General features: G+C 53.0%; 12 protein-coding genes and 3 rRNA genes. 8 read left to right on the forward strand and 7 right to left on the reverse strand.

Annotated features, from left to right (window positions below; genetic code table 11):
* The first annotated feature begins 28 nt into the window (after nucleotides 1-28).
* Both CIP100161_RS09505 and CIP100161_RS09510 read left to right on the forward strand, forming a co-directional pair.
* A complete protein-coding gene (locus tag CIP100161_RS09505; protein ID WP_155873908.1) occupies nucleotides 29-316 on the forward strand; it encodes a fluoride efflux transporter family protein in 288 nt (95 codons plus the stop codon).
* Nucleotides 313-627 (forward strand): fluoride efflux transporter FluC, encoded by a 315-nt coding sequence (locus CIP100161_RS09510; protein WP_155873910.1) that lies wholly within the window; start codon nucleotides 313-315, stop codon nucleotides 625-627. The genes CIP100161_RS09505 and CIP100161_RS09510 overlap by 4 nt, the downstream gene beginning before the upstream one ends.
* Here CIP100161_RS09510 and CIP100161_RS09515 read toward each other — a convergent pair.
* From CIP100161_RS09515 to murA, 6 genes are all read right to left on the reverse strand, one after another.
* Nucleotides 624-3,188 carry an ABC transporter permease gene (locus tag CIP100161_RS09515; RefSeq protein WP_155873912.1) on the reverse strand — a complete coding sequence of 855 codons (2,565 nt, stop codon included), beginning with the start codon at nucleotides 3,186-3,188 and terminating at the stop codon, nucleotides 624-626. The two genes, CIP100161_RS09510 and CIP100161_RS09515, sit on opposite strands and share 4 nt — an antisense overlap.
* Nucleotides 3,188-3,937: an ABC transporter ATP-binding protein gene (locus CIP100161_RS09520; protein ID WP_155873914.1), complete on the reverse strand. Its 750-nt coding sequence runs from the start codon at nucleotides 3,935-3,937 to the stop codon at nucleotides 3,188-3,190. Before CIP100161_RS09520 ends, CIP100161_RS09515 begins: the two co-directional genes overlap by 1 nt.
* 411 nt (nucleotides 3,938-4,348) lie before the next feature.
* Nucleotides 4,349-4,465 (reverse strand): 5S ribosomal RNA (gene rrf / locus CIP100161_RS09525).
* 139 nt (nucleotides 4,466-4,604) lie between these two features.
* Nucleotides 4,605-7,687 (reverse strand): 23S ribosomal RNA (locus CIP100161_RS09530).
* A gap of 361 nt (nucleotides 7,688-8,048) precedes the next feature.
* A 16S ribosomal RNA gene (locus CIP100161_RS09535) occupies nucleotides 8,049-9,565 on the reverse strand.
* The 16S, 23S and 5S rRNA genes sit together here, the layout of an rRNA operon.
* Nucleotides 9,566-10,112: 547 nt before the next feature.
* Nucleotides 10,113-11,369 carry a UDP-N-acetylglucosamine 1-carboxyvinyltransferase gene (gene murA, locus CIP100161_RS09540; protein ID WP_155873916.1) on the reverse strand — a complete coding sequence of 419 codons (1,257 nt, stop codon included), beginning with the start codon at nucleotides 11,367-11,369 and terminating at the stop codon, nucleotides 10,113-10,115.
* A 38-nt stretch (nucleotides 11,370-11,407) separates the two neighbouring features.
* On the opposite strand from murA, the gene CIP100161_RS09545 reads away from it, so the two are divergent.
* On the forward strand, nucleotides 11,408-11,983 hold the full coding sequence (locus tag CIP100161_RS09545; protein WP_155873918.1) for a cob(I)yrinic acid a,c-diamide adenosyltransferase: 576 nt from the start codon (nucleotides 11,408-11,410) through the stop codon (nucleotides 11,981-11,983).
* Nucleotides 11,984-12,035: 52 nt separating this feature from the next.
* Here CIP100161_RS09545 and ramA read toward each other — a convergent pair whose 3' ends face one another.
* Nucleotides 12,036-12,881 (reverse strand): acetate metabolism transcriptional regulator RamA, encoded by an 846-nt coding sequence (gene ramA / locus CIP100161_RS09550; protein ID WP_155873920.1) that lies wholly within the window; start codon nucleotides 12,879-12,881, stop codon nucleotides 12,036-12,038.
* Nucleotides 12,882-13,562: 681 nt separating this feature from the next.
* Here ramA and cysK point away from each other — a divergent pair.
* The 5 genes from cysK to CIP100161_RS09570 all read left to right on the forward strand — a co-directional run bounded on the left by cysK (nucleotide 13,563) and on the right by CIP100161_RS09570 (nucleotide 16,373).
* Complete coding sequence (gene cysK, locus CIP100161_RS09555; protein ID WP_155873922.1) at nucleotides 13,563-14,498, forward strand: cysteine synthase A; 936 nt, start codon at nucleotides 13,563-13,565, stop codon at nucleotides 14,496-14,498.
* Between the two features lie 107 nt (nucleotides 14,499-14,605).
* Entirely contained in the window at nucleotides 14,606-15,172 is a 567-nt protein-coding gene (epsC, locus tag CIP100161_RS09560) for a serine O-acetyltransferase EpsC (RefSeq protein ID WP_155873924.1), read from the forward strand.
* Between the two features lie 313 nt (nucleotides 15,173-15,485).
* The gene (locus CIP100161_RS09565; protein ID WP_166443124.1) at nucleotides 15,486-15,674 is read left to right on the forward strand and encodes a transposase; all 189 of its coding nucleotides are present in this window, start codon (nucleotides 15,486-15,488) and stop codon (nucleotides 15,672-15,674) included.
* A 205-nt stretch (nucleotides 15,675-15,879) separates the two neighbouring features.
* Nucleotides 15,880-15,951 carry a hypothetical protein gene (locus CIP100161_RS12595; RefSeq protein WP_390884965.1) on the forward strand — a complete coding sequence of 24 codons (72 nt, stop codon included), beginning with the start codon at nucleotides 15,880-15,882 and terminating at the stop codon, nucleotides 15,949-15,951.
* Nucleotides 15,952-16,160: 209 nt separating this feature from the next.
* Complete coding sequence (locus tag CIP100161_RS09570) at nucleotides 16,161-16,373, forward strand: integrase core domain-containing protein (protein WP_155873926.1); 213 nt, start codon at nucleotides 16,161-16,163, stop codon at nucleotides 16,371-16,373.
* The last annotated feature ends 13 nt before the right edge of the window (nucleotides 16,374-16,386 follow it).

Below are 16,386 nucleotides of genomic sequence, written 5' to 3' on the forward strand. Positions count from 1 at the left end.
GCCTACCATCGTAGTAAAATCACAGCCCATGCAGTGCGTTTTAGCAGGACTCGGTGCCGGTTTAGGAGCAATCTCTCGCTATCAGCTCAGCATGCTTATCGACGCCCCCCTCGCGCTGCTAGGCATCAACCTTCTCGGATCCTTCCTCATGGGATGGCTTCGACCCAACGTGTTCTGGGGAACGGGGTTCCTCGGCGGGTTCACCAGCTTCTCGGCCTTCGCCCTCGTAATGTTCGACGGACACTACCTCTACGCTGCGGTGACAGTCGTCGGCTGCGTCGCGGCATGGCTACTCGGCGATAGATTCGCAGCATGATCCCCGCCCTGTTTCTTTCGGCAGCCCTCGGCGGCATGCTGCGCTTCCTGTTATCCAAGACCGGCCCTTATGTTGGAACCTTCATCGCCAACATGGCCGCATGCGTAGTCCTAGCTGCGGTAAGAGATGCTTCCCCCCTCGTTATGGCAGCCGTGGGCACCGGTTTCGCTGGAGCATTGTCCACCTGGTCCACGCTTGCCAAGGAACTCGGCACGCTCATACGGCAGCGACGCTGGAAAATGCTGTTGGGATACGCAACGGCCACCATCCTCGGTGGAATGGTGGCCGTATGGTGTGGATTTCAGATCTAATCAGCGATCGCGTCCAGCGGTGGTGTCTTAGCAGCACGGCGTGCCGGCCACACTGCAGCAATCACGCCCACGACAGCAGAGCCCACAAGGAGCCAGACCATCTGCGACCACGGAACGCTGACGTTATCAAGCCCTTGGCTAGACAAAACCTTGAGGAACGACCAGCCTAGACCCAAGCCCACGACGATGCCCATCACGGCACCATAGAGGGCAATCTGAACCGACTCAATAGAGATCATCGTACGGATTTGACCACGCTGCGTACCCACGGCACGCAACATACCGATCTCTTGACGTCGCTCAATCACGTTCAGCGCCAAGGTATTAATAATGCCGATCACAGCAACGATGACTGCTAATCCCAACAGGGCATACAAGATGTTCATCATCTGCGAGATCGCCGACGCTTGCTCGCCCGCAAACTCCTTAGCGGTTTGAACCCGAACCACCAAGTAATCCTCAACGGCCTTCTCGATCTCTTGCTTCAGCTCATCGGGTTTCAAAGAACCATCACCGTTAACAAACAGTGAGTTCGTGGTCTTTTGTACCCCCGTGTTGTCCAAAGTCTTAGCAGACAAAATCACGTTGCCCAAGACCTTGCTCTCTTTGAAACTTCCCACAACTTTCGCCATAGCGATTTCATTGTGGTTGGAATCAATCACCGGAACCGTATCGCCGATCTTGAGTTTCTTGTCATCCAAGTAGCTCTGCTTTGCGACGATCACGTTCGGCTGATCCAAGTTGAAATCACCCTGTGGCTCCTCCACGCTGACAACCGTATTAATGTTGCCCGACATCAAGCGGCTACCAAACATTTGCTCCGGCGCATTCGGAGGAACCTCACCAATAGCAACAGGCGCAACCTCCAGCGCAGTAACAGCACCAACGCCCTTGGTGTCATGCAGCTTCTTTTCTGCCTCGGCAGGAACTGGGAACCGGCCGTTCGTCGGACCCGACAAAATGAATTCAGCCTTGACCTCGCTGTCAATCAAGCCACTAATGCTCGACTTCATGGTTGCCGACAACATACCAATACTGGTGACCAACGCAATACCTAGCGTCAACGCAAACGCAGTGGTCGCAGTACGACGCGGGTTACGACGCGAATTCGTTGCCGCAAGCTTGCCCACCGCCTTAAACGGAGCACCGACGATACGCCCCAACCCACCAACGACCGGAATGGAGATCGCAGGAGACGCCAAGAACACACCCACGATCACAAACAAAGCACCAACGCCGACAAGAATCGCGCGCGTCTTTGTCTCAGGGCCATCATTGAAAGCACCAAGCGCAGCCGCCGCACAACCGATCAAGAACACCACAGCGCCAGCGATGGTACGAGCCTTAAGCGATGTCTCGGCCGAACTTTCCGTCGAACGCATTGCCTCCACTGGGCGCACCGCACCAGCACGACGTGCAGGAGCCCACGCGCTAATAACCGTGACGACGGTACCAAGTACCAGCGGCACCAAAATCGACTGGGCAGACAGTCCGAGCCCTGCATTCGGAATCTCCATACCGAACTGCTTCATCGCAAACTGAATGACCTTCACCAGACCAGCGCCAGCGACAACACCAACAGCTGAACCGATGATGCCGACAATCACGGCCTCGAGAACCACAGACCACGTCAACTGCTTACGAGACACACCCAGCGCACGCATGAGCGCGAACTCCTTGAGACGCTGCGCCACAATCATCGAGAAGGTGTTAGCAATAATGAACGTTCCAACTAACAAAGCAATCAGGCCGAAGGCAACCAAGAAGTAATTAACAAAGCTCAATGCCTTCTTAATGGTCTTAGTCAGCTCTTCTGCTAATGATGCGCCCGTATCCACCTTGAAATCTGGGTACTTGCCCTTCAGATACTGGACAACATCCTCAGAAGAACCATCCGCCTTCTTAACAAAGATACTGCCAATAAACTCCGGCTGGTAACGATCCAAGAAGGCCTTCTCCTCCATCAACAGGTTCACACCAGGATGAGTAGTAGCCTCCGTGGAATACGTACCCACGACCTTAACCTCACGCTGGCCAGCCTCATCGACGACCACCAACGTAGAGCCTTCTTTGATACCAAGCTCAGAAGCGCTCTCCGGAGCCAAAACCTCATGTGCCTCATGAGGTTCCTTACCAGAGGTGATCTTCTCCGGAGTGGTAGCAGCACTACCCTCACCGTAGAAAATACCAATCGTCGGGGAAGCCGCACCCGTCTGAATAGCCTTACGGTCCTCAGTAGCAAGAACTGCAGACGTAGCAGCCTGAACGGCGACTGCCGCAACGTGCTCTTTATCATTGCGGAGTTCGTCGATAAGCCCGCGTGGCATAGGGGCCTTCTCGCCGCTCATCACAACGTCCACATTCGCCAACTGATCATCAATCGCAGAGTCAAACGTATTACTCAGCGATTGCGTAAACATAAACGAACCCGACACAAACGCCGTGCCCAACACAACCGCCAAAATGGTCAGCGCAAGACGAACCCTATGCGCAGCCACCGAGCGCAGGCTCAAACGCAGCATCGCGTTCTTCGAGCCAGTAGATGTACCATGCGACCCCACTATGCAAGCTCCTCAATGGTAGCCATCGTGGACAAAATCTCCTCAGCCGTCGGATGCATCAGCTCCTTAACAATCCGACCATCAGCCAAGAACACCACACGATCGGCATACGACGCAGCACGTGGATCATGCGTAACGATAACCACTGTCTGATCATCCTGATCCACCGCAGTACGAAGAATCGACAACACCTCAGCCGAAGAATTCGAATCGAGATTACCGGTTGGCTCATCACCAAAAATGATCTCCGGCTGTGCAACCAACGCACGTGCACACGCAACACGCTGCTGCTGACCACCAGACAACTCAGACGGGCGGTGGCTCAAACGCTCAGTAAGACCCAAACGAGAAGTGACCTCGTCGAACCACTCCTTATTAACGGACTTACCCGCAATATCGCGTGGCAAAGTAATGTTCTCAGCCGCAGTCAACGTAGGAACCAGGTTAAATGACTGGAAGATAAAACCAAGACGATCCCGGCGAAGAGCCGTCATCTCTTTGTCTTTGAGCAACGAAAGGTCAGTATCACCGATAAAGGTGCTACCGCTAGAAATGGAATCCAGACCCGCCATGCAATGCATAAGGGTCGATTTACCAGAACCAGACGGACCCATAATGGCAGTAAATTGATGAGCGGCAAATTCGACATCAATAGAATCCAAGGCCACGACGCGGGTCTCGCCTTGGCCGTAGGTTTTTACAAGGCCCTCGGCGCGAGCAGCTGGTAGCGAATGGCCGTTTTCAGTCATACATTTCCAATCAGAAAACTAGGAAAGCCGCACCAAAGATAGTGGTGGGCGGCACGTTACTTAGTCCATTCAACACGAAAAGTGCGGTGTTTGCATAAGCACCGCACTTAACAATCAACCGAACACACACCAAGGGCTGTTTCTGGTGTTGGTGGTGTGTTTGGAATCTCCACCACGAATCCGTGACCACGAAAACCCCAACACCACCCCACCCACACCCCAGCCCCGAGCATGGGTTTACGTAGTCTCGAATACGAGAACACGAAAAAACCAACCCACCCCTTACTGCGGGCAAAAAAAAGGGGCGCACCCCCCACCCCCACACGCACACGTGTGCACAAAAAATGGTGTGGTAGACAACAACACACTATTGTTATCTACCACACCATCATTTACTATTGTTAAGTTTTAGGTTGGCGGCGACCTACTCTCCCACACCCTCCCAGGTGCAGTACCATCAGCGCAATCGGGCTTAGCTTCCGGGTTCGGAAAGGGACCGGGCGTACCCCCGACACAATAACCACCAACACACACAACCAACCACCCACACGAAGAAGGCGTGTCATGCCAGACACTGCACAGCAGACGCGAGAAACACTTTCATACCTTCACTATCACCCAACAGGTGACACGCTCAATAATGCTATATATTTTTGCTCGTTACACACAATGTTATTACTCGGTCATATTAGTACCAGTCACCTTAACGCATTACTACGCTTCCAGATCTGGCCTATCAACCCCTAGTCTAGAGGGAACCTCAAAAGAAACCTCATCTCAAAACAGGCTTCCCGCTTAGATGCTTTCAGCGGTTATCCCTCCCGTACGTAGCCAACCAGCCCTGCCACTGGCGTGACAACTGGCACACTAGAGGTACGTCCGTCCCGGTCCTCTCGTACTAGGGACAGCCTTCTTCAAGTTTCAACGCGCGCGGCGGATAGAGACCGAACTGTCTCACGACGTTCTAAACCCAGCTCGCGTGCCGCTTTAATGGGCGAACAGCCCAACCCTTGGGACCTACTCCAGCCCCAGGATGCGACGAGCCGACATCGAGGTGCCAAACCATCCCGTCGATATGGACTCTTGGGGAAGATCAGCCTGTTATCCCCGGGGTACCTTTTATCCGTTGAGCGACACCACTTCCACAAGTAGGTGCCGGATCACTAGTCCCGACTTTCGTCCCTGCTCGACCTGTCAGTCTCACAGTCAAGCTCCCTTGTGCACTTACACTCACCACCTGATTGCCAACCAGGCTGGGGAACCTTTGGGCGCCTCCGTTACACTTTAGGAGGCAACCGCCCCAGTTAAACTACCCACCAGGCACTGTCCCCAACCCAGATCATAGCCAAGGTTAAGGTATCCAATCCGATCAGAGTGGTATTTCAACTTTCGACTCCACAACCACTAGCGTGACCACTTCACAGTCTCCCACCTATCCTACACAAACCGAACCAAACACCAATACCAAGCTATAGTGAAGGCCCCCGGGGGTCTTTTCGTCCTGCCGCGCGTAACGAGCATCTTTACTCGTACTGCAATTTCACCCAGCCTGTGGTTGAGACAGCAGGGAAGTCGTTACGCCATTCGTGCAGGTCGGAACTTACCCGACAAGGAATTTCGCTACCTTAGGATGGTTATAGTTACCACCGCCGTTTACTGGGGCTTAAATTCTCCGCTTCGAACCACAAAAAAGTCCTAACATATTATCTTAACCTTCCAGCACCGGGCAGGCGTCAGTCCGTATACATCAACTTCCACGTTTTCGCACGGACCTGTTTTTTAATAAACAGTCGCTTCCCTCTATTCTCTGCGACCACCACCAGCTCAACCACGTCGGTCACCAGCAAATATTCCCCTTCTCCCGAAGTTACGGGGGCAATTTGCCGAGTTCCTTAACCACAGTTCACCCGATCGCCTTAGTATTCTCTACCTGACCACCTGTGTCGGTTATGGGTACGCAGCCATATATGCACTCGCTAGAGGCTTTTCTCGACAGTACAGGATCACCAACATCAACCAAACGGTCTACGCATCACGCCTCACCCACAATGCGACACGGATTTACCTATGCCACAGCCACACGCTTACACCACAATCCACTAAGTGGCTCAGCTACCTCACTGCGTCACCCCATCACTTGGCTACTACCAACGAAGATCCCACGCACATCACCACCAACCACACAAAAGCATGACCAGAAGATCAGCGGATGGTTAGTACCATTGATTCACCACTGGGCGCACATACACGGGTACCAGAATATCAACTGGTTATCCATCGACTACGCCTGTCGGCCTCGCCTTAGGTCCCGACTCACCCTGGGAAGATTAGCTTAACCCAGGAACCCTTAGTCATCCGGCGGAAAAGTTTTCCACTTTTCATTCGTTACTCATGCCTGCATTCTCACTCGCACACACTCCACACATCAAGTCACCCAGGTGCTTCACAGCAGTGCACGACGCTCCCCTACCCAACCAACAAAAAAATGCTGACTGCCGCGGCTTCGGCGGTGTACTTGAGCCCCACTACATTGTCGGCGCAGAACCACTCGACCAGTGAGCTATTACGCACTCTTTCAAGGATGGCTGCTTCTAAGCCAACCTCCTGGCTGTCTTCGCGATCCCACATCCTTTTCCACTTAGTACACCCTTAGGCCTTAACCGGCGATCTGGGCTGTTTCCCTCTCGACCAACGGAGCTTATCCCCCCGCAGTCTCACTGCCATGCTTAACATTACCGGCATTCGGAGTTTGGCTGACATTGCTAAGATTGTAGTCCCGCTCAACCAACCAGTAGCTCTACCTCCAGCAAGAAACACACAACGCTGCACCTAAATGCATTTCGGGGAGAACCAGCTATCACGGAGTTTGATTGGCCTTTCACCCCTACCCACAGCTCATCCCCTCAGTTTTCAACCTAAGTGGGTTCGCGCCTCCACAACCTCTTACAGCTGCTTCACACTGGCCATGGGTAGATCACCCCGCTTCGTAATCCAGGACATGCCACTAACAACACCCTCATTAGGATTCGCTTTCGCTACGACTACCCCACACGGGTTAACCTCGCGACATGCCGCTGACTCGCAGGCTCATTCTTCAAAAGGCACGCCATCACCCCACAAAAAAAGGCTCTGACGGATTGTAAGCACACGGTTTCAGGTACTATTTCACTCCTCCCGGGGTACTTTTCACCATTCCCTCACGGTACTAATCCGCTATCGGTCATCACAAGTATTTAGGCTTACCGGGTGGTCCGGCAGATTCACAGCAGATTCCACGAGCCCGCTGCTACTCGGGAACATCATCCACTCGCATGCATGCACTTTCACGTACGGGACTCTCACCCACTACGGCAGGCCATTCCAAACCACTTCCGCTAACACACACATATCACAAGCGAGGAGCCGGCAGCCTCCTCCAACAACGCCCCACAACACCACACACGCAACCCCTGCCAGGTATCACACGCATACGGTTTAGCCTCATCCACGTTCGTTCGCCACTACTAGCAGAATCATTAATTATTTTCTTCTCCTACGGGTACTGAGATGTTTCACTTCCCGCGTCACCCCCCCACACCAGCTATGAATTCACTGATGGGTAACCACACATAACCATGGCCAGGTTTCCCCATTCGGACACCCTCGGATCAACGCTCTATTGGCAACTCCCCGAGGCCTATCGCGGCCTTACACGTCCTTCATCGGCTCATAATGCCAAGGCATCCACCGTGTGCCCTTAACAAACAACACGAATATAACAAACAAAACACCAAGAACAATTAAAGAATAAAGATTACTCGCGTCCACTATACAGTTCTCACACAACACACCAACCACAAGACCCCATGACAGCACAACCAGCACACAACCAGCCACACCACACGAAACCACGTGAGTGATCAACCAGAACAACCACGTTGCCCAGACACCCAACAGCGCACCAACACACAAACCTTAAGAAAAAAACACACAACAACACAACACACACAACAACCATGACACCCCACACCACACAGTGCAGAAAAAAAACCATCACAGGTCACACGCATCCACCCGGATAAAAAAAAAACAAAACAGGTAACAACTGTCACCCAACAATAAAACTCCTTAGAAAGGAGGTGATCCAGCCGCACCTTCCGGTACGGCTACCTTGTTACGACTTCGTCCCAATCGCCGATCCCACCTTCGACAGCTCCTCCCACAAAGGTTAGGCCACTGGCTTCGGGTGTTACCAACTTTCATGACGTGACGGGCGGTGTGTACAAGGCCGGGAACGTATTCACCGCAGCGTTGCTGATCTGCGATTACTAGCGACTCCGACTTCATGGGGTCGAGTTGCAGACCCCAATCCGAACTGAGGCCGGCTTTCAGCGATTCGCTCACCCTCACAGGCTCGCAGCGCGTTGTACCGACCATTGTAGCATGTGTGAAGCCCTGGACATAAGGGGCATGATGATTTGACGTCATCCCCACCTTCCTCCGAGTTAACCCCGGCAGTCTCTCATGAGTCCCCACCATCACGTGCTGGCAACATAAGACAAGGGTTGCGCTCGTTGCGGGACTTAACCCAACATCTCACGACACGAGCTGACGACAACCATGCACCACCTGTATACAGACCACAAGGGAAAACGTATCTCTACGCCGATCCTGCATATGTCAAGCCCAGGTAAGGTTCTTCGCGTTGCATCGAATTAATCCACATGCTCCGCCGCTTGTGCGGTACCGTCAATTCCTTTGAGTTTTAGCCTTGCGGCCGTACTCCCCAGGCGGGGCGCTTAATGCGTTAGCTACGGCACAGAAGTCGTGGAAGACCCCTACACCTAGCGCCCACCGTTTACGGCATGGACTACCAGGGTATCTAATCCTGTTCGCTCCCCATGCTTTCGCTCCTCAGCGTCAGTTACTGCCCAGAGACCTGCCTTCGCCATCGGTGTTCCTCCTGATATCTGCGCATTCCACCGCTACACCAGGAATTCCAGTCTCCCCTACAGCACTCAAGTTATGCCCGTATCGCCTGCACGCCCGAAGTTAAGCCCCGGAATTTCACAGACGACGCGACAAACCACCTACGAGCTCTTTACGCCCAGTAATTCCGGACAACGCTCGCACCCTACGTATTACCGCGGCTGCTGGCACGTAGTTAGCCGGTGCTTCTTATCTAGGTACCGTCACAAAAGCTTCGTCCCTAGCGAAAGAGGTTTACAACCCGAAGGCCGTCATCCCCACGCGGCGTCGCTGCATCAGGCTTGCGCCCATTGTGCAATATTCCCCACTGCTGCCTCCCGTAGGAGTCTGGGCCGTATCTCAGTCCCAATGTGGCCGTCCACCCTCTCAGGCCGGCTACCCGTCGACGCCTTGGTAGGCCATTACCCCACCAACAAGCTGATAGGCCGCGGGCTCATCTCGTACCGAAAAAACTTTCCACCACACACACTAAAGCATGGTCCTATCCAGTATTAGACCCAGTTTCCCAGGCTTATCCCGAAGTACGAGGCAGATCACCCACGTGTTACTCACCCGTTCGCCACTCGAGTACCCCAGCAAGCTGAGGCCTTTCCGTTCGACTTGCATGTGTTAAGCACGCCGCCAGCGTTCGTCCTGAGCCAGGATCAAACTCTCCATAAAAAATCAGTCAAAAGACCAACCTTCAAGCTGGAACAAGCCCAACCAACTGGCTAAAAACCACCACAAACAACAACCGTCAAACAATAATTGCTTGCAACTGGCAAAATAAAAAAATAATGATTTGCTCTATCAAACATGGTCACCATCCCTTGACGGGGAAAAAATAACAATGACCACCAATACAACAATTCACAACAACCACAAATGTTATTTACAAGCCATGGCACACTTGCCGGCCGTATGACACATCATGCCTGTTATCATTGCATGTATCTTTTTCTTAGAATCCAACCCCCACCCACGATCAATCAAGGATGGGAATCAAAAGTACATTGGCACACTATTGAGTTCTCAAACAACACAATCACACCACCACACACCACCATAAAAACAATGATGCCCAGTGAAGAATTACTTGTATTTTTGTCTACCAGCTTGTTTTCCTCCCGCCTACTCTCACCTCGTGAGGGGCGGTGTCGGTCGCGGCGACTCACATAAATGTACACACCACAACCTGTTGACACAACCCCGCAGGTCAGCGAGATTTTTAGACCTGCACTCGTTCGATTTGTGCACCCAAGCGCTGAAGATCCTCTACAAAGTTGGGGTAACCGCGATCGATATGGAACACATCGTTTACTTCTGTCACGCCATCAGCGCACAATGCCGCCAGAACAAGTCCGGCTCCGGCCCGAATGTCCGAGCTCCACACTGGTGTCGATGAAAGTTTCTCCACTCCCCTCATAACCACATGATGACCGTCGACAGTGGCGTCGGCACCAAGGCGGACGAGTTCGTCGACAAAGCGGAAGCGTGCTTCGAAGATGTTTTCCGTGATAACCGAGACGCCGTCGGCAACCGTCGATATGCCAATGGCCATGGGTTGCAAGTCTGTGGGAAATCCTGGGAACGGCAGCGTCTGGTAGTCAACCGCCTGAGGGCGACGATCCATACGTACGCGGAAGCCATGGTCGTACGTTGTTACTTCAGCACCAGCGACCTTGAGCTTTTCCAATGCCAAGTGAAGGTTGCGTGGCGCAATGCCGCCAACCGTGATGTCACCTTGGGTCATCGCTGCGGCATAAGCCCATGTACCTGCAACGATGCGGTCGCCGATGACTTCGTGCTGGGTGGGGTGCAGCTTTTCTACGCCACGGATGGTGATGGTCGAGGTTCCCTCGCCTTCAATATCCGCTCCCATTTCTTTAAGCATGAGGCACAAGTCGAGGATTTCTGGCTCGCGCGCAGCGTTATCAAGAACGGTCGTGCCTTCTGCGAGTACGGCCGCAGTCAATATATTTTCGGTCGCTCCCACCGATGGAAAGTCAAGGTGGATATTGGCGCCACGCAACTGGTCGGCTTGGGCGACAACCGCACCGTGCTCGATATGGGTTTTAGCGCCCAACTTTTCCAAGCCGCTTTGGTGCATATCCAATGGGCGCGATCCAATGGCGTCGCCACCTGGCAATGCCACCACAGCTTTGCCACAGCGCGAGGTCAGTGGACCGAGCACGCACACGGAGGCGCGGAATTGTCGCACGGCATCGAAGTCGGCATTACTGGAAATTTCGGCTGGTGTTGTAATTTCCACCGTTGAACCGGAGTGGACAACGGAACAACCCAGCCCTTCGAGGACGCGCACCATGTATGGAACGTCCAAGATCTTCGGGCAATTGGTCAACGTCGTGGTGCCTTCGGCAAGAAGAGCAGCCGCCATCAGCTTAAGAACGCTATTCTTTGCGCCGCTGACGTGGACGGTTCCTTCAAGACGAGCACCGCCGGTAACTAGAAATCTTTCCTTCACCCCTCCAACCCTACTGAGTTATCGCGTAGGTTTGGAGTATGGCTGTTCATTTGACAAAGATCTACACACGAACTGGCGACGACGGCACGACTGCGTTGTCCGATTTTTCCCGAGTTTCTAAAAACGATCCACGCCTTGCGGCCTACGCAGACTGCGACGAATTGAATGCGTCGATAGGCCAAGCTCTTGCATTAACGACGCTTCCCGAGGACGTGGTTACCGTACTAAAGCGCGTCCAAAACGAGCTTTTCGACGCCGGCGCGGACCTATCCACTCCGATACAAGAACACCCTAAGTACCCACCGCTACGTATTGAGCAAAGCTACATCGACGCCCTCGAAGCCGACTGTGATCGATTTAACGAGCAGCTCGAAGCACTCAACTCCTTTATTTTGCCAGGCGGCACCCCAGGCGCTGCGATGCTTCACGTTGCACGCACCATCGCACGTCGTGCGGAACGCGCCGCATGGGCAGCAGTCGAGGCAGTTCCAGAGACAACTTCGGTACTTCCCGCACGTTATCTCAACCGTCTCAGTGATTTGCTGTTCATCATGTCTAGGCTCGCAAACGACAGCAACGATGTGAAATGGGTTCCAGGCGGAAGCCGCGCATAAAAAAGACCTCGGATATTTCCACCAGAAGTATCCGAGGTTATTTCTTTTTGCACTAAGGCAGTGCGCCGATACGACGAGCAGCGTTAACGGCCTCGTAACGGGTGTGTGCACCAAGTTTACGCATGACAGAACGCAGGTAGCTCTTCACGGTTTCTGCACCAATGCCCATTTCTTCTGCCGCTTCAACGTTGGTGTGCCCCAGCGCAACACACGAAAGCACATCAAGCTCACGGGCGGATAGCTTGGTGGTCTGCTTGACGTGAACAGGTGCCACCATCTGATCGCACAACTCTTCAAGTTCTTGGCGCAGCTCTTCTTGCTCGATACGGTTAGCCAGCATGCGCAGCTTGGAGTGAGTGGAACGAATCTGCTCCCACTCAGCTCCATTCATCATGCGGCCTTGCTTTGCTGCGCCACCGCGAGGGTTGTCGTTGCGTCGAGAAGCAGAATTGATGGCAAGTTCTTGTTCCAAAACTCGTGCGGTCATGGTGACCTCTTCGATCACCTTGTCACCCAAACGCACCGGGGAGTGAACGCCGACGTAGAGAACGCCACGTACTTCGCGCTGCACAATCACAGGAACAGCGACAATGGAATGCAGACCTTCATCTTGAATAACAGTGTCGAGATCATGGGAAATCACGTTGGCGCGGGTGTAATCACTCACACCAACTGGGCGACGGGTCTTTAAAACGCGACCGCCGACGCCAACGCCATTATCAATAATCAAGTTCTGAAGAGCAGGTGTGCGCAGCCCTACCCACTGATTAATCAGTAGACGACTGTCGGACTGAACTGAGGCATACATCGTCACGGGAATGCCCGTGGCATTTTTTAGCGATGCAAGCGCTTGACGGATCGCGTCTTCGTCTTCTTTGACTCGTTGTGCTTCCACCATGAGACTCCTGTCTGATCAGAAACTACTCTGATTGCGTCACACCCATTTGCGTCATTCTGGTGCGCAAAACCTTGGGGCAGATCATGCAACTGGCAAAAGTATAACTGGCTCACGGGGGTATTCAAAAGCTCCTTCGTGAAGCAATTCTGCATAATTTTGCCCGATTACACATCGGACAAGGGGTAACAAACTCCCCCTTGCCCCCACAAATTACACCCTTGCACCCGCCCACCACATGAGTCCCAAATCTCACATGATGGACCCTTAAAAACTTCCACAACGTGCATTAATACATAAAAAAGCTCGTTTCCATCCCAAATGATGAGATGTGTTGACCCTCATTTTCGGGCGGTTTTCAGCTAGTCCACAGGTGGAAATAATGAACTCGAATACATGCCTAATTCCACACCCCCAAACCACAATTCGGACAATTTAAATGTCCGCATATATCTGTTTATCGTTAGATTTTATTGTTTTTTAGTGATGAGCATCACTCAATATTGGCCAAACTTTGCCAAATTATTTTAAATAGACCGATCGGTACGCATACTAAGACAATTCTGTCTAGCATTTTAGTTTTGTTGAGCGTAGAGTAGACAGCCGAACCTACAAAAGGGAAAAAAGATACACCCTTTTATGCAGGTCAAACGATAAACGCAATGAAATAAAGGACGTCATATCATGGCTAAAATTTACGACAGCATCCTCGACACCGTGGGCAATACCCCACTGATTAAGCTTAATCGCCTCGACAAAGACCTCCCCGGCAACGTTGTGGTCAAAGTTGAGTTTTTTAACCCTGCAAATTCTGTGAAAGACCGCATTGGTAAGGCAATCGTCGACGCAGCAGAAGTCTCCGGCGAACTTAAGCCAGGCGGCACCATCGTAGAAGCAACCTCTGGCAACACCGGTATCGCACTCGCACTCGTTGGTGCAGCCCGCGGCTACAACGTTGTGCTCACCATGCCAGAAACCATGTCCCTCGAGCGCCGCGTCATGCTACGTGCCTACGGTGCCGAGATCGTCCTCACCTCCGGCGCCGCCGGCATGCAAGGTGCCGTAGACAAGGCAAACGAAATCGTCGCAGAACGCGAAAACGCCATCCTTGCCAGCCAGTTTAAAAACGCTGCCAACCCAGAAATCCACCGCCGTACTACCGGCGAAGAAATCTGGAACGATACCGACGGACAGGTCGACATCTTCGTCGCAGGCGTGGGTACCGGCGGAACCGTCACCGGCGCTGGTGAAACCCTAAAGAAGCACAACCCAGACATCAAGGTCTACGCCGTCGAGCCAGCAGCCTCCGCCCTACTCACCACCGGCAAGGCAGGCCCGCACAAGATCCAAGGCCTTGGCGCAAACTTCATCCCAAGCGTTCTTAACCAGAAGGTCTACGAAGAAGTCATCACCGTCACTAACGAGGACGCAATATCCACTTCACGCCAGCTCGCTGCACAAGAAGGCATCCTGGGCGGTATCTCCGCCGGCGCTAACCTCAAGGCAGCACTTGAGCTTGCAGCGCTTCCAGAAAACGAAGGCAAGACCATCGTCACCGTCGTACCTGACTACGGCGAGCGCTACGTCTCCACCGTCTTGTTCGACGATATTCGCGACTAATTAATTAGCTCGCAAGCACCAAACGCCCTGATCACAGAAACAAGTGGTCAGGGCGTTTTTTCATGCGTCGGGGCGTAGATAAGCCCAAACTGATAAAGTCGGTTTCCATGTACAGGCTTGTCAAGACGATCCGCGAAGACCTAGCGAACGCCCGCGAACACGACCCAGCGGCTCGCAGCGACGCAGAAAACGCCATCGTTTACTCAGGGCTCCACGCAATCTGGAGCCACCGCATCGCCCACGTACTGTGGCAGAAAAACCTCAAAGGTCCCGCTAGGATCCTCGCCCAATTCACGCGATTTCTCACCGGTGTAGAAATCCACCCCGGAGCCACCATCGGACGTCGATTCTTCATCGACCACGGAATGGGTATCGTCATCGGCGAAACCGCCGAAATTGGCGACGGAGTTATGCTCTACCACGGCGTAACCCTAGGCGGACAGGTGCTTACCCAAACAAAACGCCACCCTACTGTTGAAGACGACGTGGTTATCGGCGCAGGCGCCAAAGTCTTAGGCCCCATTACCATCGGCAAGGGCAGCGCCATCGGCGCCAACGCCGTAGTGACCAAGGACGTCCCCGCCAACCACATTGCTGTCGGAATCCCCGCCACCAACCGCCCCCGTGGCGCCGACGAAAAAATCAAACTCGTCGACCCCGATTACTACATCTGACACCCCCAAAAAACTCATCAGCAACTAGTATGCTTTACCAACAAATCTTTCTCCATCCAGAACATAACTACTCGAACCCTTTACGCCCCTCGAAGACTCAATCGCTATCAGAGTGAGCAGGAACCGATCCGGCCTCTGAAGTGCCCTAGGTTTTGTTCCGTTTGCGTAGATGGGAAAATCTTCGAACATGCCAAGGAAAATTTGACCAGGAAGCCAAAGACCGAGTCGTCCGCTTGGTAGAAGACCGCATCCTGGCGGAAAACATTTCGACGCAGGCAGCCTGCAAGATCGTGGCACCAAAGCTGGGTGTTTCGTGGCACACAGCAAGGCAATAAACGCAAGCCAGCTCGACGCGAGGGGACACGTTACTAAACGGTTGCCTGAGGACCTTGTGGCAGAAAACGCACGGTTGCGTCGAGAAAATCAAAAGCTACGCGACACCAACGAGTTACTGAAAGCCACCTCAGCTTTTTTCGCATCCGAACCAGACCTAAAACGTTAAGAAATGATCCAGTTCATCGATAAATACCGGGATCGTTTCCGTGTCGAGTTCATATGCCAGACGTTAAACACGCATCGCGAAGGCGGTTTTCTTAGCTTGCGTGGTTACCGCCAATCCAAGGGCCCAGATCTTTCGCCCTGACTTGGCCAATCGTGAATTTAAGGCTCCTAGCCCTCATCGACTGTGGGTGGCGGACATTACTTATGTGCGCACCAGGAAAGGCTTCGTGTACACCGCATTCGTGACCGATGTATTCTCTCGGAGGATCATCGGGTAGGTGTTGTCTGATTCGATGCGCACCGAGGCGTTGCCGTTGCAGGCACTCAATCAGGTGATTGTGTGTTAAGGAAATAACGGGTTTGATTCACCATTCAGATCACGGCTGACAATATGTGAGCATTGTCTACAATGAGCGCTTGGCTGAGCACGGTATCGCAGCGTCTACTGGGATGGTGGGTGATTGCTATGACAATGTTTTGGCTGAGAATGTCAACGGCCCCTCACAAGAATGAGCTGATTCATACCCGCACTTGGAATGATGTGGTCGACGTGGAAATCGTGACGTTCGAGTGGGTTACGTGGTGGAATGAGTTACGGCTTCACCAGAGTTTGGGCTATCGCATCTTGGCTGAGGTCGAAGCCGAGTTTTGGGAGCATCACACCGGTCGAGAAATATTAGAAATCAAGGCAAATGCCTAGGAACAAAACCCAG

It is taken from the genome of Corynebacterium rouxii, from assembly GCF_902702935.1.
Taxonomy (GTDB): domain Bacteria; phylum Actinomycetota; class Actinomycetes; order Mycobacteriales; family Mycobacteriaceae; genus Corynebacterium; species Corynebacterium rouxii.

Coding starts and splice junctions, on each gene's coding strand:
- epsC (WP_155873924.1), top strand. CDS start 14,606: ATGTACAGGCTTGTCAAGACGATCCGCGAAGACCTAGCGAACGCCCGC.
- CIP100161_RS09520 (WP_155873914.1), bottom strand. CDS start 3,937: ATGACTGAAAACGGCCATTCGCTACCAGCTGCTCGCGCCGAGGGCCTT.
- CIP100161_RS09505 (WP_155873908.1), top strand. CDS start 29: ATGCAGTGCGTTTTAGCAGGACTCGGTGCCGGTTTAGGAGCAATCTCT.
- CIP100161_RS09510 (WP_155873910.1), top strand. CDS start 313: ATGATCCCCGCCCTGTTTCTTTCGGCAGCCCTCGGCGGCATGCTGCGC.
- cysK (WP_155873922.1), top strand. CDS start 13,563: ATGGCTAAAATTTACGACAGCATCCTCGACACCGTGGGCAATACCCCA.
- CIP100161_RS09570 (WP_155873926.1), top strand. CDS start 16,161: ATGTCAACGGCCCCTCACAAGAATGAGCTGATTCATACCCGCACTTGG.
- CIP100161_RS09545 (WP_155873918.1), top strand. CDS start 11,408: ATGGCTGTTCATTTGACAAAGATCTACACACGAACTGGCGACGACGGC.
- ramA (WP_155873920.1), bottom strand. CDS start 12,881: ATGGTGGAAGCACAACGAGTCAAAGAAGACGAAGACGCGATCCGTCAA.